Source organism: Specibacter sp. NPDC057265, assembly GCF_042668835.1.
In the GTDB taxonomy this organism is placed as follows: Bacteria; Actinomycetota; Actinomycetes; order Actinomycetales; family Micrococcaceae; genus Specibacter.
Window position 1 is genome coordinate 1 of sequence record NZ_JBHUYE010000026.1, and the last position, 20,710, is coordinate 20,710.

At 64.9% G+C, this 20,710-nt stretch carries 18 protein-coding genes; 12 read left to right on the forward strand and 6 right to left on the reverse strand.

Translation table 11 applies throughout. The features are described 5' to 3' along the window. Positions 1–84 precede the first annotated feature (84 nt). Together rpsT and ACFUCV_RS13910 are read right to left on the reverse strand one after the other, a co-directional pair. Positions 85–345: a 30S ribosomal protein S20 gene (gene rpsT / locus ACFUCV_RS13905; RefSeq protein WP_380816725.1), complete on the reverse strand. Its 261-nt coding sequence runs from the start codon at positions 343–345 to the stop codon at positions 85–87. Between the two features lie 214 nt (positions 346–559). After that, positions 560–1,147: a type II toxin-antitoxin system PemK/MazF family toxin gene (locus ACFUCV_RS13910; RefSeq protein WP_380816727.1), complete on the reverse strand. Its 588-nt coding sequence runs from the start codon at positions 1,145–1,147 to the stop codon at positions 560–562. A 168-nt stretch (positions 1,148–1,315) separates the two neighbouring features. Between ACFUCV_RS13910 and lepA the strand changes: the two genes are divergently transcribed. Then, positions 1,316–3,172 (forward strand): translation elongation factor 4, encoded by a 1,857-nt coding sequence (gene lepA / locus ACFUCV_RS13915; RefSeq protein WP_380816729.1) that lies wholly within the window; start codon positions 1,316–1,318, stop codon positions 3,170–3,172. Next, on the forward strand, positions 3,169–4,398 hold the full coding sequence (hemW, locus tag ACFUCV_RS13920; protein ID WP_380816731.1) for a radical SAM family heme chaperone HemW: 1,230 nt from the start codon (positions 3,169–3,171) through the stop codon (positions 4,396–4,398). The genes lepA and hemW overlap by 4 nt, the downstream gene beginning before the upstream one ends. A 19-nt stretch (positions 4,399–4,417) precedes the next feature. Here hemW and ACFUCV_RS13925 read toward each other — a convergent pair whose 3' ends face one another. Together ACFUCV_RS13925 and ACFUCV_RS13930 are read right to left on the reverse strand one after the other, a co-directional pair. Continuing rightward, positions 4,418–4,804, reverse strand: coding sequence for a DUF4870 domain-containing protein (locus tag ACFUCV_RS13925; protein ID WP_380816733.1), 387 nt, complete (start codon positions 4,802–4,804; stop codon positions 4,418–4,420). A gap of 58 nt (positions 4,805–4,862) precedes the next feature. Beyond that, on the reverse strand, positions 4,863–5,726 hold the full coding sequence (locus ACFUCV_RS13930) for a DUF3097 domain-containing protein (RefSeq protein ID WP_380816735.1): 864 nt from the start codon (positions 5,724–5,726) through the stop codon (positions 4,863–4,865). A gap of 231 nt (positions 5,727–5,957) precedes the next feature. On the opposite strand from ACFUCV_RS13930, the gene hrcA reads away from it, so the two are divergent. Genes hrcA through ACFUCV_RS13945 form a run of 3 tightly spaced genes read left to right on the forward strand, consistent with a single transcriptional unit; the run spans position 5,958 to position 8,918 of the window. After that, positions 5,958–6,971 (forward strand): heat-inducible transcriptional repressor HrcA, encoded by a 1,014-nt coding sequence (gene hrcA / locus ACFUCV_RS13935; RefSeq protein ID WP_380816737.1) that lies wholly within the window; start codon positions 5,958–5,960, stop codon positions 6,969–6,971. 33 nt (positions 6,972–7,004) lie between these two features. Then, positions 7,005–8,141 carry a molecular chaperone DnaJ gene (dnaJ, locus tag ACFUCV_RS13940; protein WP_380816739.1) on the forward strand — a complete coding sequence of 379 codons (1,137 nt, stop codon included), beginning with the start codon at positions 7,005–7,007 and terminating at the stop codon, positions 8,139–8,141. A gap of 3 nt (positions 8,142–8,144) precedes the next feature. Continuing rightward, positions 8,145–8,918 carry a 16S rRNA (uracil(1498)-N(3))-methyltransferase gene (locus ACFUCV_RS13945; RefSeq protein WP_380816741.1) on the forward strand — a complete coding sequence of 258 codons (774 nt, stop codon included), beginning with the start codon at positions 8,145–8,147 and terminating at the stop codon, positions 8,916–8,918. A gap of 18 nt (positions 8,919–8,936) precedes the next feature. Here the strand turns inward: ACFUCV_RS13945 and ACFUCV_RS13950 are convergent, their stop codons facing one another. Continuing rightward, positions 8,937–9,950, reverse strand: coding sequence for a GerMN domain-containing protein (locus ACFUCV_RS13950; RefSeq protein WP_380816743.1), 1,014 nt, complete (start codon positions 9,948–9,950; stop codon positions 8,937–8,939). A 321-nt stretch (positions 9,951–10,271) separates the two neighbouring features. Between ACFUCV_RS13950 and ACFUCV_RS13955 the strand changes: the two genes are divergently transcribed. The 5 genes from ACFUCV_RS13955 (at position 10,272) to ACFUCV_RS13975 (ending at position 15,847) form a co-directional block, all read left to right on the forward strand. Next, positions 10,272–11,342: a PhoH family protein gene (locus tag ACFUCV_RS13955; RefSeq protein ID WP_380816745.1), complete on the forward strand. Its 1,071-nt coding sequence runs from the start codon at positions 10,272–10,274 to the stop codon at positions 11,340–11,342. Then, positions 11,339–11,812: an rRNA maturation RNase YbeY gene (ybeY, locus tag ACFUCV_RS13960; protein WP_380816747.1), complete on the forward strand. Its 474-nt coding sequence runs from the start codon at positions 11,339–11,341 to the stop codon at positions 11,810–11,812. The genes ACFUCV_RS13955 and ybeY overlap by 4 nt, the downstream gene beginning before the upstream one ends. Then, positions 11,812–13,182, forward strand: coding sequence for a hemolysin family protein (locus tag ACFUCV_RS13965; RefSeq protein ID WP_380816749.1), 1,371 nt, complete (start codon positions 11,812–11,814; stop codon positions 13,180–13,182). The genes ybeY and ACFUCV_RS13965 overlap by 1 nt, the downstream gene beginning before the upstream one ends. Further along, the gene (gene era / locus ACFUCV_RS13970) at positions 13,179–14,144 is read left to right on the forward strand and encodes a GTPase Era (protein WP_380816751.1); all 966 of its coding nucleotides are present in this window, start codon (positions 13,179–13,181) and stop codon (positions 14,142–14,144) included. Before ACFUCV_RS13965 ends, era begins: the two co-directional genes overlap by 4 nt. 95 nt (positions 14,145–14,239) lie before the next feature. After that, a complete protein-coding gene (locus ACFUCV_RS13975; protein WP_380816754.1) occupies positions 14,240–15,847 on the forward strand; it encodes an LCP family protein in 1,608 nt (535 codons plus the stop codon). A gap of 62 nt (positions 15,848–15,909) precedes the next feature. Here the strand turns inward: ACFUCV_RS13975 and ACFUCV_RS13980 are convergent, their stop codons facing one another. After that, positions 15,910–17,868, reverse strand: coding sequence for a M13 family metallopeptidase (locus tag ACFUCV_RS13980; protein WP_380816756.1), 1,959 nt, complete (start codon positions 17,866–17,868; stop codon positions 15,910–15,912). Between the two features lie 246 nt (positions 17,869–18,114). Here ACFUCV_RS13980 and leuA point away from each other — a divergent pair, with 246 nt between their 5' ends. Next, entirely contained in the window at positions 18,115–19,857 is a 1,743-nt protein-coding gene (gene leuA / locus ACFUCV_RS13985) for a 2-isopropylmalate synthase (RefSeq protein ID WP_380816758.1), read from the forward strand. Positions 19,858–19,961: 104 nt separating this feature from the next. Further along, complete coding sequence (recO, locus tag ACFUCV_RS13990; protein ID WP_380816760.1) at positions 19,962–20,708, forward strand: DNA repair protein RecO; 747 nt, start codon at positions 19,962–19,964, stop codon at positions 20,706–20,708. Positions 20,709–20,710: the final 2 nt, after the last annotated feature.

Here is a 20,710-nt window from a genome sequence, read left to right on the forward strand (position 1 = left end):
AGGCCGCGGGCGGTAAATTAAAATGTTGTGGGCCCCGCAAAATGGCGGGGCCCACAACTTCAGTTGCGAAGCGTATCGGCTTCCCTAGAGGGCGTTGACCTTCTTGGAGATGGCCGACTTGCGGTTGGCAGCGTTGTTGGCGTGCAGGACGCCCTTGCTGACAGCCTTGTCCAGCTTGCGGCCGGCATTCACCAGTGCGGCAGCAGCTGCATCCTTGTCACCGGCAGTCACGGCAGTGTTCACTGCGCGGATGGCGGTTTTCACACCTGAACGAACAGCGAGATTGCGCTGACGCGCCTTCTCGTTGGTGAGGATGCGCTTCTTCTGGGACTTGATATTAGCCACGTTTGTTTAACTCTCTTTTGATACGTAAATTCGGTCGTAGAGGGCGTAGCTTGGCCGTTGACAGCGGCGTGGGGATGCTCGAATATGGTGAACGTCAGGCCAAGCTGTTGCATCCGCCGACCTGCACGGATACACACAGTGCACAATTCTAGCAGATCCGCCACACTGCACCAAAGCCGAGGCGGCGCGGGTCCGGAACTGTTGCCTGCTGCCGTCACCGCCAGCCGTGGCGGTTCCTTAGCTCGGCGGCCACCGCGGCAAAGCGCTTGGCGTCGAGCACCGCGCCTTCGCGGCGCATGGCTGCCGGATCAACACGAAGGATGCGGTCCATCTTGATTTCGCTGGGACGGCCCTGGCGGTCCCAGGCGCCGGTGCCAATGTCAACGTAGTCGCGCCCGCTCCGGGCATCCCCACTGTGGTCCTTGCTGGTGAGCATCAGCCCCAGCAGCCACCTGCCCTCACGCCCCACCAACAGCACCGGCCTGTCCTTGCCCTGGCTGTGGTCTTCCTCATACGGCACCCAGGTCCAGACAATTTCGCCCGGGTCCGCTGCGCCGTCGGGCCTGGGTGCATAACGCACTGCCGTGGTGCCCGTGAAGTCCCCCGGGTAGGGGAGCCGGCCGGCTGCCGGGGCTGCGCCGGGCCGGGGTTGGCTCTTGGGTGCCGGGCCCCGGGTGGGGGAGGAGGCGGAGCGGGATGGACGTTTGGGCGAGGCGGGCGGAGCAGCGGTTTTACCGGGAGCCAGCAGCGCCCCGGCAAGGGAGCGCAGCAGGGCACGAATTCGCTCGGAAGTGGAAGCCATGCCTTCAAGGGTAGCCAAAGCCGTGCCCCCACCACGGCAGCATGCGTTCGGGAAGGCAAGCCAGTTCTGCCCCGGCACCCAAACGTGGGAGACTTATGGGCAATGAGTGTCCGCGCGTGCCTTCGTGCCGGCACGGTCTTGTGTTCATGCAACAGTGAGGAACCCCCAGTGTCACCCATGGCCCGCACTTCCCCGGTGCCCGCCGCGACCGATCCGGCGATCATCAGGAACTTCTGCATCATCGCCCACATCGACCACGGAAAGTCCACCCTGGCCGACAGGATGCTGCAATTGACAGGTGTGGTTCAGCAGCGCGACATGAAGGCCCAATACCTGGACCGCATGGATATTGAGCGCGAACGCGGCATCACCATCAAGTCCCAGGCCGTGCGCATCCCGTGGGAACTGGAGGGCACCTCCTATTGCCTGAACATGATCGACACCCCCGGCCACGTGGACTTCACCTATGAGGTCTCGCGTTCCCTGGCCGCCTGCGAAGGTGCCATCCTGCTGGTCGACGCCGCCCAGGGGATCGAGGCCCAGACGCTGGCCAACCTGTACCTGGCCATGGAGAACAACCTCACCATCATCCCGGTGTTGAACAAGATCGACCTGCCGGCCGCGCAGCCGGAAAAATATGCCGCCGAGCTGGCCAACCTGATCGGCGGCAAGCCCGAGGACGTGCTGATGGTCTCCGGCAAGACCGGCGTCGGCGTGGAGGCGCTGCTGGACCAAATCGTGCGTGAGCTGCCGGCCCCCGTGGGCGACCCCAACGCCCCGGCCCGTGCCATGATCTTTGACTCGGTCTATGACACCTACCGCGGCGTGGTGACCTATGTGCGCGTCATTGACGGCAGCCTGAGCCCGCGGGAAAAAATTCAAATGATGTCAACCCGGGCCACGCATGAGCTCCTGGAGATTGGTGTCAGCTCCCCCGAACCCAAACCGTCCAAGGGCCTGGGCGTCGGCGAGGTGGGTTACCTCATCACGGGTGTGAAGGACGTGCGCCAATCCAAGGTGGGCGACACCGTCACCACCTTCCACAAGCCCGCAACGCAGGCGTTGGAGGGCTACAGCGACGCCAAGCCCATGGTGTTCTCGGGCCTGTACCCCATGGACGGCACCGACTATCCGGTGCTGCGCGACGCGCTGGAAAAACTCATGCTCAACGACGCCGCGCTCATTTACGAGCCGGAAACCTCCGCAGCCCTGGGCTTCGGCTTCCGTGTGGGCTTCCTGGGTCTGCTGCACCTGGAAATCACCCGTGAACGCCTGGAACGCGAACACAATCTGGACTTGATCTCCACCGCCCCGAACGTGGAGTACGAGGTGACCTTGGAGGACAAGAAGGTCATCCGCGTCACCAACCCCAGCGAGTACCCTGCCGGGAAGATCGCCGAAGTGCGCGAGCCCATGGTGGCGGCCACCATTTTGGCCCCTTCCGATTTTGTGGGCGCCATCATGGAACTGTGCCAGTCCCGCCGCGGCATCCTCGGCGGCATGGACTACCTCTCCGAGGACCGGGTGGAGATCCGCTACCGCCTGCCGCTGGCCGAGATCGTCTTTGATTTCTTTGACATCCTCAAGTCCAAGACCCGTGGCTACGGTTCGCTGGATTGGAAGGCTGACGGGGAACAGGTGGCCGACCTGGTCAAGGTGGACATCCTGCTTCAAGGGGAGCAGGTGGACGCCTTCAGCGCCATCACACACCGCGAGAAGGCCTACGCCTATGGGGTCATGATGACCGGCAAACTGCGTGAGCTCATTCCCCGCCAGCAGTTCGAGGTGCCCATCCAGGCGGCCATTGGTGCGCGCATCATTGCCCGTGAAAGCATCCGCGCGATCCGCAAGGACGTGCTGGCCAAGTGCTACGGCGGTGACATTTCCCGCAAGCGCAAACTGCTGGAAAAGCAGAAGGAAGGCAAGAAGCGCATGAAGATGGTGGGACGGGTGGAAGTGCCGCAGGAGGCCTTCATTGCCGCGCTGACCACCAGCGAAGCACCCAAGGACAAGTCAAAGAAGTGACGCCGTCCGCACTGCCCCTCGGGGATCCGGCCCCGGCCGACGGCGTCCTGCCGGCGCAGGCCGCGGTCGGGGCCGGGCACCGCAAATTCAGCCTGTACACGCACATCCCGTTTTGTGCCGTGCGCTGCGGCTACTGCGATTTCAACACCTACACGGCCACGGAGCTCGGTGGCGGCGCATCCCAGGACGCCTATGCGGCCACGGCCGTGGCCGAGGTGGAATTTGCCGCCCGCGCCATGGCTGCCTCCGGCCTGCCCGAACGCCGTCTGAGCACCGTTTTCTTTGGTGGTGGAACGCCGACGCTGTTGCCTGCCGGCGATCTGGTGCACGTGCTGGCCGCCGCCGTCGGACAGTGGGGCCTGGAACCGGGCGCGGAGATCACCACCGAGGCCAATCCGGATTCGGTCACGCGCGAATCCCTGCAGGAACTTGCCGCCGGCGGCTTCACCCGGGTCTCCTTCGGGATGCAATCGGCCGTGCCGCATGTGCTCAAGGTCCTGGACCGCACCCACAACCCCGCGAAGGTGCCGCAGGCGGTGGCCTGGGCACGTGAGGCGGGGCTCGACGTCAGCGTGGATTTGATCTACGGCACCCCGGGGGAGTCCCTGGCCGACTGGGAAACGTCGGTGCGCACGGCCCTGAGCTACCAGCCGGACCACATTTCCGCCTACTCCCTGATTGTGGAGGACGGCACCAAACTCGCCGCGCAGGTCCGCCGCGGGCAGGTGCCGGCCATTGACGACGACGACCATGCGCTCAAGTACGAACTGGCCGACGCCCTCTTCGCCGAAGCCGGCTTCTCCTGGTACGAGGTCAGCAACTGGGCCCGGACCCCGGCGCATGCCAGCGAACACAACCTCACGTATTGGCGTGGCGGCGACTGGTGGGGCATCGGCCCCGGCGCGCACTCCCACATGGGCGGGGTGCGGTGGTGGAACGTCAAACACCCCACCGCCTACGCGAACCGTCTGGGGGCGGGGGAGTCGCCCGCGGCCGGACGTGAAATCCTCGACGGCCCCACGCGGGACATGGAACGCATCATGCTCCTGTCGCGCATTTCCCAGGGGCTGGAACTGAACAGCCTCAGCGAAGGGGCGCGCCGCGCCGTCGCAGGCCTTATTGCCCAGGAACTTGTTGACCCGGCGCAGGCTTTTGCCGGCAGGCTGGTGCTCACGCTCAAGGGCCGGCTGTTGGGCGACGCCGTGACCCGGGCACTGCTGGACTGACGTTTCCGGGCCCGCGCCGCTATTTCAGCAGCCGCAGATTCAAGGCGTAACGGTAGGGCTGGCCACGGTTGACCCGGACCGCCGCAATGACTGAAAAGACAGTCAAAAACACCCACAGCAAAATCGCCAGCAGGGCAAACAGGGAACCCAGCCCGGGATCAACGAAGGAGACCGCCAGCCCCACCACATTCAACAGCACCGCCAGGATGGTCGGTGGCAGGGTGAAGTTCAGCGCCTCAAAGGACTCCTGGGCGGTAAAGGGCCCGCGTGCGCCGAAGGTCTTGTAAATGACGAACGCCGGGATGCAGCCAAGAATGCCGCCGCAGTGCGCAAGAAAAGCCCATTGCCTGTCCTCGGCCGGGGTCAGCGGGCCCGGGGAGGCGCCTTGCGGAACAGGGAAACTCACTATGGCAGGCCTTTCAACAAGCGAAAACTACAGGGTCCGCCAGCGGCAGGCCCTGCCTCTAGGATACTGGTGCGGTGAGGAAGTCAATGACTTCCTCCACCCGTCCCAGCAGGGACGCCTCCAGGTCGGCGTAGGAATTGACCCGCGACAACAGCCGCTGCCACCCCAGCCCCACATCCTCGGCGGTGCTGTGCGGCCAGCCAAAGGCCTGCAGAATTCCCTTTTTCCACTCCACGCCGCGCGGAATGACAGGCCAAGCCGGAATGCCCAGAACAGCCGGCCTGATGGCCTGCCAGACATCCACATAGGGGTGGCCCACCACCAGCACGTGCCCGCGCACACCGGGGGCCTGCATGAGATTGGCCACAATCCGGCTTTCCTTCGAGCCGGGCACCAGGTGGTCCACCAATATTCCCAGGCGGCGGTGGGGCCCGGGGGCGAAGGCCGCCACGGCTGCGTTGAGATCGTCAATGCCGCGCAACGGTTCAACCACTATGCCCTCCACCCGCAGATCGTCCCCCCAGACCTTCTCCACCAGTTCGGCGTCGTGCTTGCCTTCCACCCAGATGCGGCTGGCCTTTGCCACCTTGGCCCGGACATCGGCGACCTTGACCGAGCCGGAGGCGGTGCGCTGCCTAGACGGAGCCACGGCCACTGTGGGAGCCACCAGTTCCACCGGTTCGCCTTCGAGCAGAAAGCCAAAACCCAGCGGGAAGGCACGGATTTTTTCACGCCTGTCGGCCAGTTCCACAATGTGCATGCCGCCGGACTTTTCCAAACGGACCACGGCACCGACCCACCCCGTCTGGACGTCCTCCAGAACCAGGCCGGACCGGGCCTGCACCTTGCGAAGCGTCCGCGGGGCCGGGGCGCTGAGGTCCTGCGGACCCCACTGGTTGTCATGCACGTTGGGAACCTTCACTTCGCAAAAGAATGGGGCCAACGCTCGGAGCGAACGTGGCGTGGCGGCAAAGTCCATGCTAACTGCTGCTCCCGGCCACAGGGAGCCCGCGGACACGCCAGCCACGGACCAGGGACCCACCGGTGCGGCTGTGAAGGACGGCTCAAAGGTACTAGAATTGGCACTTGGTTCGGTAGAGTGCTAAATGTTGAAACTGCCAAATTCCGCAGGCGGCCGAGGGAGGTGTTGAGCATGAGTGAACCGCGCAAGCTGGAGGTTTTGCGGGCCATTGTGGAAGATTACGTGCACACCCGCGAACCCGTCGGCTCCAAGGCGCTGGTGGAGCGCCACCACCTGGGCGTGTCCAGCGCCACCATCCGCAATGACATGGCGGCGCTGGAGGAAGAAGGGCTGATCATTGCCCCGCACACCAGTTCCGGGCGCATCCCCACCGACAAGGGCTACCGGCTCTTTGTCGACCAGCTTTCCAGCGTCAAGCCGCTCTCGGCGGCTGAACGCCGTGCCATCTCGGTATTGCTGGAAGGTTCCACCAACCTCGACGACGTGCTCGAGCGCACGGTGCGGGCCCTGGCCCAGCTGACCAACCAGGTGGCGGTGGTGCAGTACCCGCGTTCGGCCACGGCCACCGTGCGGCACATAGAATTCGTCTCCCTGGCCGCCCGGCAGGTGCTGGTGGTGCTCATTTTGGCCTCCGGCAAGGTGGAGCAGACAGTCATTGACGCGGGCACCGACGTTGACGACGACGCCCTGGCCGGTCTGCGGCAGACCTTTCTGGCTGCCTTGAACGGATTGGCGGTGGCGAAGATCCCCGCGGTGGCTGCGGCCACCTTTGAAACCGTCCCCCCGGTGCTGCAGGGCCCGGCAATGCGTCTGGCGCAGGGCCTGGCTGCGCTGGCCCAGCATGCCAGGGATGACAGGATTGTCATGGCGGGCACGGCCAATCTGGCCCGCTCCAACCACGACTTTCCACTGAGCATTGGTCCGGTCCTGGACGCCTTGGAGGAGCAGGTGGTGCTGTTGCGCCTGCTTGAAGCCATGGCGCAGGACTCCCTGGGCATGGCAGTGGTCATTGGCCGGGAAAACCCGCATCATTCCCTGGCCGAGGCATCGGTGGTCGCCAGCACCTACGGCCCCGGCGAGAGCGCCAAGCTCGGCGTGGTGGGACCCACGCGGATGGACTATCCCAACACCATGTCCAGCGTGCGCGCAGTGGCACAATACTTGTCCAGAATTTTGGCCGGCTGACCAGCCGCCCATCCATGTAAAGAGAGCAGCACTTTGAACCACTACGACACCCTGGGCGTCTCGCGTGACGCCACCGCCGAGGAAATTAAGAAGTCCTACCGCAAGCTTGCCCGCAAGCTGCACCCCGACGTCAACGACGCCCCCGATGCGCAGGACCGGTTCAAGGCCGTCACACACGCCTACGAGGTGCTTTCGGACCCGCAGAAGCGCCGCGTCTACGACACCACCGGGAATGAAAACGGCAGCAGCAACGGCGGCGGCGGCGGTGGCGGAGCCGACGGCTTCGCCTTCCAGGACATCTTCGAAACCTTCTTTGGCGGTGGCGGCGGCGGTGGTGGCGGCGGCCGCGGTCCGGCCTCGCGCACCCGCCGCGGCCAGGACGCCTTGATCACGGTCCGCGTGGAACTGAAGGAGGCCGTTTTCGGCGTCAACAAGAAACTGGAGATTGACACCGCCGTCACCTGCCCCACCTGCGACGGCGGCTGCTGCCGCCCCGGCACGCACCCCACCACCTGCGACGTCTGCCACGGCAGCGGACAGATCCAGCGCCCCATGCGGTCCATTTTGGGCAATGTCATGACCTTGGCCACCTGCAACTCCTGCCAGGGCTTTGGCACCATGATCCTGGACCCCTGCAACGAGTGCATGGGTGAGGGCCGGGTGCGCAACCGCCGCAGCCTGACCATCAAGGTCCCCGCCGGCGTCAGCACCGGCACCCGCATCCAGCTCGGCGGACAGGGTGAAGCCGGCCCCGCCGGGGGTCCCGCCGGTGACCTCTACGTGGAGATGAAGGTCGCCAATGATCCCGAGTTCATGCGCGAAGGCGATGACCTGCACGCCACCCTCAGCGTGCCCATGACGGCTGCGGCGCTGGGCACCGAACTGAGCTTTGACACCTTCGACGGCGAGCAGCCCATCAGCATCAAGTCCGGCACGCAGTCCGGTGAAGTGGTCAACCTGCGCAACCTGGGCGTCACACACCTGCGCGGCGCGGGCCGCGGGGACTTGAAGGTGCACATCCATGTGGAAACCCCCACCAAGGTCGACGCCGAGCAGGAGGCACTGTTGAAGCAGCTTGCGGCCCTGCGCGGCGAAGGCTTCACCGAGGGCAGGCTGGTCTCCAGCGGCGGCGTCTTTGCCCGTCTGCGCGACAAGCTGGGCAACCTCTAAACCATGTCCAATCCGGTCTTCTACGCAGCCGCCGCGGAGCTGGGCCCGCTGGTGCCCGGGGAACGTTTTGCCCTGGCCGGCGCGGAAGGCCGGCACGCCACCACCGTGAAGCGGCTTTCCGCCGGTGAGGCGGTGGACCTTTGCGACGGCGCCGGGCTGCGTCTGGGCTGCACGGTGGCTGAAGCGGCCCCCGGGGTGCTGACGGTGCTGGTGCACCAGGTCGTGCACGAGCCGGCTCCGACGCCCACCTTGACCTTGGTGCAGGCCCTGGCCAAGGGCGACCGTGACGCGCTGGCCATTGAAATGGCCACCGAGCTGGGCATTGATGCCGTGGTGCCCTGGCAGGCGGAACGGTCCATTGTCCGTTGGAAGTTGGACAAGGCGCTCAAGGGGCAGGAGAAATGGCGGCAGGTTGTCACCGCCGCCGCGAAGCAGGCCCGCCGCGCCACCATTCCGCAGCTGGGGTCCCTGGCCGGCACGGCAGGGGTGTGTGAACTCATTGCCGACGCTGATTTGGCCTTGATCCTGCACGAGGAGGCCAAAGACCCCGTGGCGGCGGTGGCCCGCGCCTGGAGCTCCGCCCGGGAGCGGCCGGAGCGTCCGGCCAAGGTGCTCATGGTGGTGGGCCCCGAAGGTGGCATCAGCCCGGCCGAGGTGGCGGCATTTGTCGCCGCGGGGGCCCGCACGGCACTGCTGGGCCACCATGTGCTGCGTTCCTCCACTGCGGGTCCTGCCGCGGTGGTGGTGCTCAACCAGGAACTGGGCCGCTGGCCCTGACAGCCTGCCGCCGCCCCATCAGGGCTTGGTGATGTTCACGATCTTGGTGTCCAGGCCCCGACGGATGCCAGGCATGGCCGGGTCATCGATGTACACGGCCAGTTCGTAGCGGCCCGGCGGCGGCAGCAGCGTAAAGGAAAAGCCGCCGAGCTGCCCCGGTCCATTGGCCAGTGACACGGTGCCGTCGAGGTAGCTGGCCCCCACGGTGGCGCCCCCGGCCGGATCGCCGGCAACGGGCGCCAGGGACCAGGCGAGGGTGCCCGTCGTCGACACCCCCTGGCCCTCCACGGCAAGGGGCAGAGAACCCACATTGCGGCCCTCGGCAGGATCAATGATCCAGACCGGCGCCACCAGCGCCGGATCCCGCGTGAGCGGTTTGTCCAGCGGCACATGGCCAAAGGCCTTGTAGCCGGTATGGCCGTCCACCAGGATGGCCACCTGCAGGGTTGAATTGCTGTCCACCAGCCCGGCCATGGCCGCCGCCGCGGTGGCGGTGTACACCAGCTGTGCAATGGAGCGTTCGGCAATGCCCTGGTCAACCTGCTGGCCAAAGGCGTCAGCCGAGACGTCCACCGTGATCACGTTCTGGGCCGAGATGGACACGCCCAGGCGGGAGGGGGCATTCCACAAGGAGTAGTAGTCCGGATCCAGGGGTCTGGTGCCCATCATGGTCCGCAACGCGGCCACCATCGGTTCGTCGGTGGTTTTCGCGCTGAAAAACTCCCGGTAAAGGAACACGTCCTGGTCATTGCGGCCCAGCCAGTAGACCGGAAGCGTCTGCGTGGAACGGGCCGTTTCCAACGGTGCGCTGCTGACCAGGCCCGCTGGCGGCGTGGTCTGTGTGGTGGGCATCGTCGCCGCCGGCTGTTGGGGCTCCTTGGCGGTGCAGCCGCTGAGCGCCAGCGCCAGCGCCAATCCGGCCGGGGCCAGCCTGTGCACCAGGGCCGGGCCCGCGCTGGTGCGGCGTCGGCCCCAGGAAGCCCCGGCCAGGGCCCGGGTGTTCCTCGGGGGCGGCAGCTCGATGGCAGGCATGGATGTGGGGCTCGCTTTTCTTGTGGGTCCGGGTGCAATTGCCTCGCTGCAATTGAAAAATGCATTGAATGTTCCTCGAAACTTCCCCACAAGCCGTTGAACGAACACCAGCTTGGCACAAAGCCGGTCCCCGCCACCTGCCCGGAGCCCCTTTTATCCAGAACTGAAACCGTATCGAAACACTTCGGCGTGGGGGAGCGGGGCCGCTTCGCCCAGCGCGTAGCGCAAAAAAAGCCACCGGCAGGGGCTGTGCATTAGAATTGGCAGGGACAGCGCAGGAGTTATTAATCAAGGAGCGATTCGGCCCCCACGGCCGGGCACATGACAGAGACAACAGCACACCAGGGGCCTGCATCCAAGGACGCGCCGGGCCGGCAGTTCCCGCATTCCGTCGACGGCGTGCGCACGGAAGTGGTCCATTTCCGATCCACCGAGCAGATGGTGGCGGCGCTGGGGGTCGAGGACGAGGGCCTTCGCATAGTGGAAAACCTTTATCCCGGAGTTGTTTTCCTGGCCCGGGGCAATGTTCTCACCATCACCGGCCCCACGGCCGTGGTGCCCCGGATCATGCATCTGATGGAGGAGGCGCGCGCCATGGTGGCGCGCCAGACCCCCATGACGGCCACCGTGTGGGAGCAGCTGGCCACGATGCTGCGGCAGCAGCCTGATGTTTCGGTGGTGGACATCCTCAGCCACGACATCCTCTCCAGCCGCGGGCGCACCATCCGGCCCAAGACGGCCAACCAAAAGGACTACGTCGACGCCATTGACCGCAACACGGTGGTTTTTGGCATTGGCCCGGCGGGAACGGGAAAAACGTATCTGGCCATGGCCAAGGCAGTGCAGGCGCTGCAGCGCAAGGAGGTCAGCCGGATCATCCTGACCCGGCCCGCAGTTGAAGCGGGGGAACGGCTGGGTTTTCTGCCGGGAACGCTCAATGACAAGATTGATCCCTACCTGCGTCCGCTCTACGACGCCCTGCATGACATGATGGACCCGGAGACGATTCCGCGCCTGATGGCTGCCGGCACCATCGAGGTGGCGCCGCTGGCCTACATGCGCGGGCGGACCCTCAATGATGCCTTCATCATCTTGGACGAGGCGCAAAACACCACCCCTGAGCAAATGAAGATGTTTCTCACCCGGCTGGGTTTCGGTTCCAAGATCGTGGTCACCGGCGACGTCACCCAGGTGGACCTGCCCACGGGCACCCGCTCCGGGCTGCGCGTGGTCCGTGACATCCTTGAAGACGTCCAGGACATCCACTTTGCCCTGCTCGATGCCACGGACGTGGTCCGCCACCGCCTGGTGGGCGCCATTGTCAGCGCCTACAACCAATGGGATGAATCCCAACCCCTCCCCAAGCGAGCCAAGGAAAGCACCTCACGATGAGTATTGAGATCAACAATGAATCCGGCGTCGAGGTGCGCGCCGAAGAGTTGGTCCGGCTCATCCGGCACATTCTCGCCGCCATGTTCCTGCACCCCCAGACGGAAGTGTCGGTGATCCTGGCCGATCTGGAAACCATGGAAAAACTGCACCTCGAGTGGATGGATGAACCCGGTCCCACCGACGTGCTGTCCTTCCCCATGGATGAGCTGCGGCCCGGAACCCCCACCGCACAAACAGCCGCCGGACTGCTGGGGGACATTGTGTTGTGCCCGGCGGTGGCCGAACAGCAGGCCCAGGCCGCCGGACACCCGGTGGAGGAGGAGCTGTTGCTGCTGACAACGCACTCCATGCTGCATCTGCTCGGCTACGACCATGCCGAACCGGAGGAAAAGGCTGAAATGTTCGGCCTGCAACGGCAACTGCTTTCGGACTTCCTGGGCAGGGACGCCCCCTTGGAGACAATGCAGTGATGCCGCTGGTGCTGCCGGCCATGGGGATTGCCTTCACGGCCCTGGCAGCTTTTTTGGCCGCAGTGGAATCCGCGCTGGGTTTTTTTCCCCGCCACGATGCGGAACTTGTTGCCGCTCAGGAGCGCGGAAGCTCGCTGGCCAGGATTTTGGACCAGCCCCAGGAACACCTCAATGCCATGCGCTTTTTGCGGGTGTGGTGTGAGATGGCGGCGGCCGTTGCCGTCGCCATCTTCCTAATGGGCCTGCTGGGCAATGAATGGCTTGCCGGCCTCCTTGCCACCGTGGTCATGGCCCTGCTGGGTTTTATCCTGGTGGGGGTGTCCCCGCGCCAGCTGGGACGGCTGCATGCGGTGGCCCTGGTGGGCAGGACAGCATCCCTGGTGCATTTTCTGCGCCGCGCCCTGGGACCCATCCCACAGTGGCTCATTCGGCTGGGATCGGCGCTGGCGAAGGGTGCACCTGCCGGCCACGACGGCTTTGTCAGTGAAGAGGAGTTCCGTGAGTTCGTTGACAGGGCCAGCGACTCGGACACGCTTGAGGACAATGAGGCCGAGCTGATCCACAGCGTCTTTGACCTGGGTGAAACCATGGTCCGCTCCGTCATGGTGCCACGGACGGACATTGTGAGCGTGGATCACCTGGCGCCCCTGGAGGCGGCCCTGGAGTCGTTTTTGGCCACCGGATTTTCCCGGGCACCCGTCATTGACGGCAGTGCCGACCACATTCAAGGCATCCTGTATCTCAAGGATGTGGTGGCCACCCTGCATCGCCTGGCCCCGGATGAAGTTCCGCCCACAGTGCCCCAATTGGCCCGCCCGGTGCGCTACGTGCCGGAGTCAAAGCCCGTGGCCGACCTGCTGAAGGAATTGCAGGGTGAATCCACCCACGTGGCCATCGTGGTGGACGAATACGGCGGCACTGCCGGGCTCGTGACCCTGGAGGACCTGATCGAGGAGATTGTGGGGGAAATCTCCGATGAATACGATTCCGTCTCCCCCGAGGTGCAGAGCCTGGGCAGTGACAGGTACCGCATCCGGGCCCGCATGGCTGTCGATGCCCTGGGGGAACTTTTCGGCAAGGACCTTGACGACGACGAGGTCGACACCGTCGGCGGCTTCCTGGCCAAGCACCTGGGCAAAATTCCCGTCATTGGGGACCGGGTGGAAGTGGCCGGCCTTGTCCTTGAGGCGGAACGGATGGAAGCGTCCCGCAACCGGGTCAGCCATGTCATTGCCAGTGCGGCGGCACCGCCAGAGAATGAAGTTGGCAACCCCGAACACCCAAGCAGCAACACAGCAACCACGAGTGCCGACGGAACCGTCGAAGCTCCCAACAAGACCCACCACAGCGCAGCACAGGAGCAATCATGAGCAAGTCAAAAGCCAAGCCGGGGATCATCCAGGACAAGGGTGATCGGTTTCGGGCAGGTTTTGCCGTTCTCGCCGGCCGTCCCAATGCCGGCAAGTCAACGCTGACCAACGCGCTCGTGGGTCAAAAAGTGGCCATCACCTCGGCCAAGCCCCAGACCACCCGCCACACCATCCGCGGGATCGTCCACCGCGAGGAGTACCAGCTGGTGCTGGTGGACACTCCGGGGCTGCACAGGCCGCGCACGCTCCTGGGCAAACGCCTCAATGACCTGGTCGCCGACACCCTCTCGGAGGTGGACGTCATTGGCTTCTGCCTGCCGGCAAATGAAAAAATCGGCCCCGGTGACCGCTACATTGCCGCGCAGCTGGCCCAGGCGGGCAACAAACCGCTGGTGGCCATTGTCACCAAGACCGACACCGTGGACCGCCAGGCCGTCACCGATCAGCTGATCGCCGTGGAGGCGCTGGGACGTGAGGTCAACGGGCCCGAGGGATTCGCCGACGTCGTGCCGGTGTCCGCGGTGGAGGATTTCCAGGTGGAGACCCTCGGCCAGGTGCTGGCCCGGCACCTGCCGTTGTCCCCGGCGCTGTATCCCGACGGCGACCTGACCGACGAGCCCGAAGCCGTCATGGTGGCGGAGCTGATCCGCGAGGCCGCGCTGGAAGGGGTGCGTGATGAACTGCCGCACTCCCTGGCCGTGGTGGTGGAGGAAATAGTGCCCCGGGAGGGACGCAGCGAGGACAACCCCCTGCTGGATGTGCGGGTGAACCTCTATGTGGAACGCCCCTCGCAGAAAGCCATCATCATTGGCAAGGGCGGCGCCCGGCTGCGCGAGGTGGGAAGCAACGCCCGCAGGGGGATCGAGGCGCTGCTGGGCACCAAAATATACCTGGACCTGCACGTCAAGGTGGCCAAGGACTGGCAACGGGACCCCAAACAGCTGGTCAAACTCGGTTTCTAGGGCGTTTTAAGGCGGCGCTTTCCCCGCAGTTCCGCCCGGCAGAGCGTGGCTTGAGGGATCTTCCCAGTCTTCGCCGCTAGGATCGTCAAGGAAAATTGTTCATTACGAAAGGTTTGCAGATGGGGCGACGCCGCGCCGAACCAGGGCCAGCTGTCAGTTCCCGCGCACCCCGCCGCCGCCCCGCGGCGGGGGATGAGCCGGTCGGAAGGCATTTCAAGTCCCGCCCCAAGGCCCCCCTGTGGCTGCGGATCACAGCTTTGACCATGTCAGCTGTGCTGGTGCTGGGCCTGATGACTGCCGCGGTGCTGTTCATCAAACTGCAGAGCAATGTCACCACGGCCCCCTTGAATGCGGGAATCGGGAACAAGTCCTCGGACCAGGCGTCCGTGGAGGACACCGGCTCCCTGCAGATCCTCATCCTGGGCACCGACACCCGCGACGGCGAAAACAGCCAGTATGGGACCAGCGAAGACTCCGGGGGAGTGGGAAATTCCGACGTCATGCTGCTGATGGACATTTCAGCGGACAACAGCCGCGTCTCCGTCACCAGCTTTCCCCGTGACCTGATGGTCCCCATTCCCGACTGCAGCGCGGAAAATGGCGATGTTGTGCCAGGTGCCGCCTTTGGCCAGCTCAACGCGGCCCTGCAGGCCGGACCCGGCTGCACCGTCTCGGCCATCAATGACATCACCGGGCTGAGGATCGATCACTTCATGCTGGCCGACTTCACCGCCGTGAAGGAACTGTCCAACGCCCTGGGCGGCGTGGAAGTCTGCGTTGACCACGCCATGTACGACGTCGATGGATCCTGGCTGAAGCTGCCCGAGGGCAAGAGCCTGGTGCAGGGCGAGCAGGCGCTGGCGTTCCTGCGCACCCGCCACGCCTTTGGCGACGCCTCCGACCTGGAACGCATCAAGGCCCAGCAGTTCTTCCTGGCGTCCATGGTGCGCAAGGTCAAAAGCGAGGAAACGCTGACCAACCTGCCCAAGCTGTACACGCTCGCCGATGTGGTCACCAAAAACCTCACCATTGATGAGGGCCTGGGCAACATTCCCGCCATGACAAAAATTGCCACGCGCCTGGCCAAAATCAACCTGGCCAATGTGGCCTTTGTGACGGTGCCCACCACCACCTTCACCGGGGATGCGAACCGGGTGCAGCTGCTGGAGCCCGACGCCGGCCAGTTCTTTGCCGCGCTGCGCAACGACACACCGCTAACGGACGCCCCGGCCAGCCCGGAGGCACCGGCGCCCGGGGAAGACGCCACCACGGAATCCACCACCCCCGCCCCCGAATCCACGCCGCCGCCCGTGCCGGCGCCGGCCTATGACAAGGGGCTGCAGGCAGTGTCCGTCACCAACGCCTCGGCCGTGGTGGGCCGTTCCATTGAGCTGCTTCAAGCCCTGGCCGCCAACGGCTACAGCAACTCCTGGCAGGCCGGAGACGTCCCCGTCCAGGGTGTGAGCGAAATATCCCACGGCCCCGGGATGGCGGATGTGGCTGCAGACATTGCCGCCCTGTTCGGCATTCCCGCCAGCGCGGTGCGGGAAGACCCCGCCGTTGCGGGAGTGAACCTTTTGGTGGGCAGCGACTGGGGTTCCGGGACCAAATACGGGGAGATCACCGTACCGGAGGACATTGTGGCCAGCACCGCCGATGAAGCCGGGCAGTGCCTGGTGGTCAACCCCGCCTACTACGACTGACAGCGCCGCAGCGGCGGGGATGGACACCACCGCTGCGCGCTGTTGTCCTTCCCCGGCCGGGCCTACCAGATGCTCACGCGCTCCTGGGGCTCACGCCACATGCTGTCCGCGGCCGTGGTGGAAAAAGCGTCATGGAAGGCATCCAAATTGCTCACCACCGCATTGCAGCGGTGTTCGGCCGGGGAGTGCGGATCAATGCTCAGCCGCCGCACGGCCTCCGCAGGCCGGATTTTGGTGCGCCAGCATTCCGCCCAGGAGTAAAAGAAGCGTTGGGCGCCGGTGAGACCGTCAATGACTGGCGGCTGCGCACCGTTGAGGGTCAGCAGGTAGGCCTTGTAGGCAATCGCCAGCCCGCCCAGGTCCCCAATGTTCTCGCCCAGGGTCAGCTCCCCATTGACAAACTCACCGGGGGCAGCGTCGGGGGAGAGCGCGTTGTACTGGTCCACGAGCTTGGCGGTCAAGGCCTCAAAGGCTGCCCGGTCAGCATCGGTCCACCAATTGCGCAGCGCGCCGCTGCCGTCGAATTGGGAGCCTTGATCGTCGAATCCATGACCGATCTCATGGCCGATGACAGCGCCAATGCCGCCATAGTTGGCGGCGTCGTCGGCCCCGGCGTCGAAAAAGGGCGGCTGCAGAATGGCTGCCGGGAACACTATTTCATTCATTGACGGGTTGTAGTAGGCGTTGACCGTCTGGGGGGTCATGAGCCACTCCTGCCGGTCAATGGGCGCACCAATCTTCGCCAGTTGCCGGGCCAGTTCAAAGGCGTTGCCGCGGGCAATGTTGCCCAGCAGTTCCCCGGGCACAATGGCCAGGGTTGAATAGTCCCGCCAGCTGGCGGGGTAGCCGATCTTGGGGGTGAAGGCCGCCAGCTTTTCCTGCGCCCGCGCCTTGGTTTCAGCGCCCATCCACGTCAGTTGGTCAATGCTGGAGCGGTACGCAGCAATGAGCTTGGCCACGAGCGCCTCCATGTGCGCCTTGTGGGACTGTGGGAAGTGCGCGGCCACATACAACTCGCCCAGAGCTTCCCCCAACATCCCTTCCACCAGGGCCACGCCGCGTTTCCAGCGCTCCCTCATCACGGGCGTGCCACTGAGCGTGGTGCCGTGGAAGGCAAAGTTGGCCGCCACAAAGTCCGCCGACAGGTACGGGGCGAAGCTGGAGATGGTGCGCATGGCCAGCCAGGCCTTCCAGTCGGCAAGGCGGTCAGCGGCCAGCAGTTCCCGCTGCCCGGCAAAGAAGCCGGGGGTGGCCACCACCATCTCGGCACGCTGGGCGGCGTTGACGCCGAGGGCATCGAGCCAGTGCTCCACCGCAGGCGCCAGCTCAAGGAGCTCATTGACGCCCATGAGGTTGTAGGTCTGCTGTGGATCCCGCAGGGAGACCTTGTCCAGGTGCGTTGCCGCGATCTGGGTCTCCAGCTCCATGATGCGTCCGGCCTTGGCATGCGCATCGGGCACCTGCGCCAACTCCAGCATGGTCTGCACATGTTTGGTGTAGGCGGCGCGGATGGCGGCGAACTTGTCCAGGCGGTAATAGGATTCGTCCGGCAGGCCCAGGCCGCCCTGGAAAAGGTGGAGCAGGGCACGGTCCGGATTGCCGGCGTCGTTGTTGACGTAGGCGCCAAAAAGGGTGCTGGCGCCCTCCTTGTCCAGTTCACCCATGAGCCGCACCAGTGCAGTGATGCCCTCGCTGCGCTCAATGGCGGCAAGCTTGCCCGCCAGTGGCTGGGCGCCCGCGGCCTCAATGGCCTCCTCATCCATGAAGTCGGCATAGAGGGCACCAATTTTGGCCTGCAGTTCAGGGTTCGTGCCGCCGCCTGTCCCTGCCCTGGCCGCCTCGACAATGGCACGGACGGCAACTTCGGCGTCATCGCGCAAGGTGATGAAGGAACCTGTCACGGCGCGGTCCTCGGGGATGGTCTCCGCTGCCAGCCAGCTGCCGTTGACATGGCGGTAAAGATCATCCTGCGCCCTGATGCTTGGGTCTATATTGGCCAAATTGATGCCGGACTGCCTCAAATGAATCGCTTCCCCTTCTCAGATCGCGTACCCAGCCGCCGGTGCGCACCGGGCGGTGGGATGGTTCATCATCATCCTACGTGCCGTGTTAGGGTAAAAAACGTGCGCACTGGAATGCTTCTTCTTAGCTGCCGCGGCGAGGCCTTGACCCGTTGACATGGTCGACGTGGAGATGGCCACCCTCGCTGCGGTGTTTGTGTTGCCCGGCCGGCCTCCCCCCGTTGACAACCATTAAGGTCATCTGCAATGCGAAATGCACAAAAAACCTCCGGAATGCCCGTTCACCGCTACATCCCCTTCCGTGACCAAATCACCGTCGAGCTGCCTGACCGCACCTGGCCGGACAAGGTCATCACCGCAGCCCCGCGCTGGTGTGCGGTGGACCTGCGTGACGGGAACCAGGCGCTGATCGATCCCATGAGCCCGGCCCGGAAGTTGAAGATGTTTCAGCTGCTGGTCAAGATGGGCTTTAAGGAAATTGAGGTTGGCTTCCCTTCAGCCTCGCAAACCGACTTTGATTTTGTCCGCCAACTCATTGAGGGCGGACACATTCCCGATGACGTCACCATCCAGGTGCTGACGCAGGCCCGTGAGCACTTGATCGAGCGCACCTATGAGTCCCTGGTGGGCGCCAAGACGGCCATTGTGCACCTGTACAACTCCACCTCCGTGCTCCAGCGCCGGGTGGTGTTCAACCAGGATGAGGACGGCATCCTGGACATTGCCCTGCAGGGGGCGCGCCTGTGCAAAAAATATGAGGAGTCGCTGCCCGACACGCTCATCACGTACGAATACTCCCCGGAGTCCTTCACCGGCACCGAGCCCGAGTACGCGCTGCGCGTGTGCAACGCCATTGCTGAAATCTTTGAGGCCACCGCCGAACGCCAGGTCATCATCAACCTGCCGGCGACCGTGGAAATGGCCACCCCCAATGTGTATGCCGACTCAATTGAGTGGATGAGCCGGAACCTGCACCCGCGCGAGGGCATTTTGCTCTCCCTGCACCCGCACAATGACAGGGGCACAGGGGTTGCCGCCGCTGAACTGGGATACCTGGCGGGTGCGGACAGGATTGAAGGGTGCCTGTTCGGCAACGGTGAGCGCACCGGCAACGTCGATTTGGTCACCCTGGGTCTGAACCTCTTCACCCAGGGCGTGGACCCCATGCTGGACTTCTCCAACATTGACGAGATCCGCCGCACGGTGGAGTACTGCAACCAGCTGCCCGTTCCGGAACGGTCCCCCTATGGCGGGGACCTGGTGTTCACCGCCTTCTCCGGTTCACACCAGGACGCCATCAAGAAGGGTTTCGAGGCCATGGAGGCCGACGCCGCTTCGGCCGGCGTGGCCCTGGACCAGCACACCTGGGCCGTTCCCTACCTGCCCGTGGACCCCAAGGACCTGGGCCGCAGCTACGAGGCCGTCATCAGGGTCAATTCCCAGTCCGGCAAGGGCGGCGTGGCGTACCTGCTCAAGAGCGAACACAATCTGGATCTGCCCCGCCGGGCCCAAATTGAATTTTCCGGTGTGATCCAACGCCGCACCGACACCGTGGGCGGGGAGGTCAGCGCCGCGGAACTGTGGACGGTCTTCCAGGATGAATACCTGCCGGCAGCGCAGGAGGAACAGCAGTGGGGCCGCTACCGCATTGGTTCATTCACCACCTCCGCCAATGAGGACGGCGTGGTGACATTGAGCGCCAACATCAAGGTTGACGGCCAAATCACCAGCCGCACCGGCACCGGCAACGGCCCGATTGCGGCTCTGCTGGACATACTCTCCCGCGACGGTGTCGACGTGCGGGTGCTGGACTACACCGAGCATGCCTTGTCCGAAGGTGGCAATGCCCGGGCAGCGGCCTTTGTGGAATGTGCGGTGGGGGAGCGGGTGCTGTGGGGTGTAGGCATTGATGCCAATACCGCCACCTCCTCCCTGAAGGCCGTGATCTCGGCCGTCAACCGCGCCATTCGGGACGCGCAGGGAAACTGAGCCGCCGCCAAAACCCACAGCACCCCGGCGTCCGCGCCGGGGTGTTGTGCATTCGACAGCGGCGCAGGGAGGTGCGCCGGCGCTAAAGGTGAAACAATGGAGGGGTGTCCAATCATGCCTTCCGCACCTATCGCGATGACGCCGTGGTCCTGCGCACCCATAAGCTGGGCGAAGCCGACAGGATCATTACGCTGTTGACCCACCGCCACGGCCAGCTGCGTGCCGTGGCCAAGGGGGTGCGGCGGACCAGCAGTAAATTTGGGGCCCGGCTGGAACCCTTCATGGTGGCCGATCTGCAGCTGGTCAAGGGCCGCACCCTGGACATTGTGACCCAAGCCGTGGCCAAGGCCAGTTACGGGGACGCCATTGCCGCCGACTATGACAGTTATGTGGTGGCGGCAGCCATGTCGGAGACGGCCGAGCGGCTCACCGACATTGACGGGGAAACCTCCAGCTCCCACTACATGCTGCTCATTGGTGCGCTGGCCGCGCTGAGCCGGGGTGCGCACGCCCCCGGACTCATTCTTGACTCCTACCTTTTGCGCGCAGTGTCCATTGCCGGCTGGGCCCCCAGTTTTTCCGAATGCGCCCGCTGCGGCGAGCCCGGACCGCATGCGGCGTTCAGCACCGCCCTGGGCGGTGCCGTCTGCCCCAACTGCCGGCCGCCGGGATCACCGGCGCCGGCGCCGGAAACCATGAGCCTGCTGGCGCAGCTGCTCAGCGGCAATTGGGCGGGAGCCGACGCCTCCCACGGCCTCCATCGGCGCGAAGCGGCCGGCCTCGTGGCAGGATATGTGCAGTGGCACCTGGAACGCACAGTGCGTTCCCTCAAACTCGTGGAGCGTGTGTAAAA

Coding starts and splice junctions, on each gene's coding strand:
- ACFUCV_RS13950 (WP_380816743.1), bottom strand. CDS start 9,950: ATGCCTGCCATCGAGCTGCCGCCCCCGAGGAACACCCGGGCCCTGGCC.
- hrcA (WP_380816737.1), top strand. CDS start 5,958: ATGAGTGAACCGCGCAAGCTGGAGGTTTTGCGGGCCATTGTGGAAGAT.
- ACFUCV_RS13945 (WP_380816741.1), top strand. CDS start 8,145: ATGTCCAATCCGGTCTTCTACGCAGCCGCCGCGGAGCTGGGCCCGCTG.
- ACFUCV_RS13955 (WP_380816745.1), top strand. CDS start 10,272: ATGACAGAGACAACAGCACACCAGGGGCCTGCATCCAAGGACGCGCCG.
- ACFUCV_RS13910 (WP_380816727.1), bottom strand. CDS start 1,147: ATGGCTTCCACTTCCGAGCGAATTCGTGCCCTGCTGCGCTCCCTTGCC.
- leuA (WP_380816758.1), top strand. CDS start 18,115: ATGCGAAATGCACAAAAAACCTCCGGAATGCCCGTTCACCGCTACATC.
- ybeY (WP_380816747.1), top strand. CDS start 11,339: ATGAGTATTGAGATCAACAATGAATCCGGCGTCGAGGTGCGCGCCGAA.
- era (WP_380816751.1), top strand. CDS start 13,179: ATGAGCAAGTCAAAAGCCAAGCCGGGGATCATCCAGGACAAGGGTGAT.
- ACFUCV_RS13965 (WP_380816749.1), top strand. CDS start 11,812: ATGCCGCTGGTGCTGCCGGCCATGGGGATTGCCTTCACGGCCCTGGCA.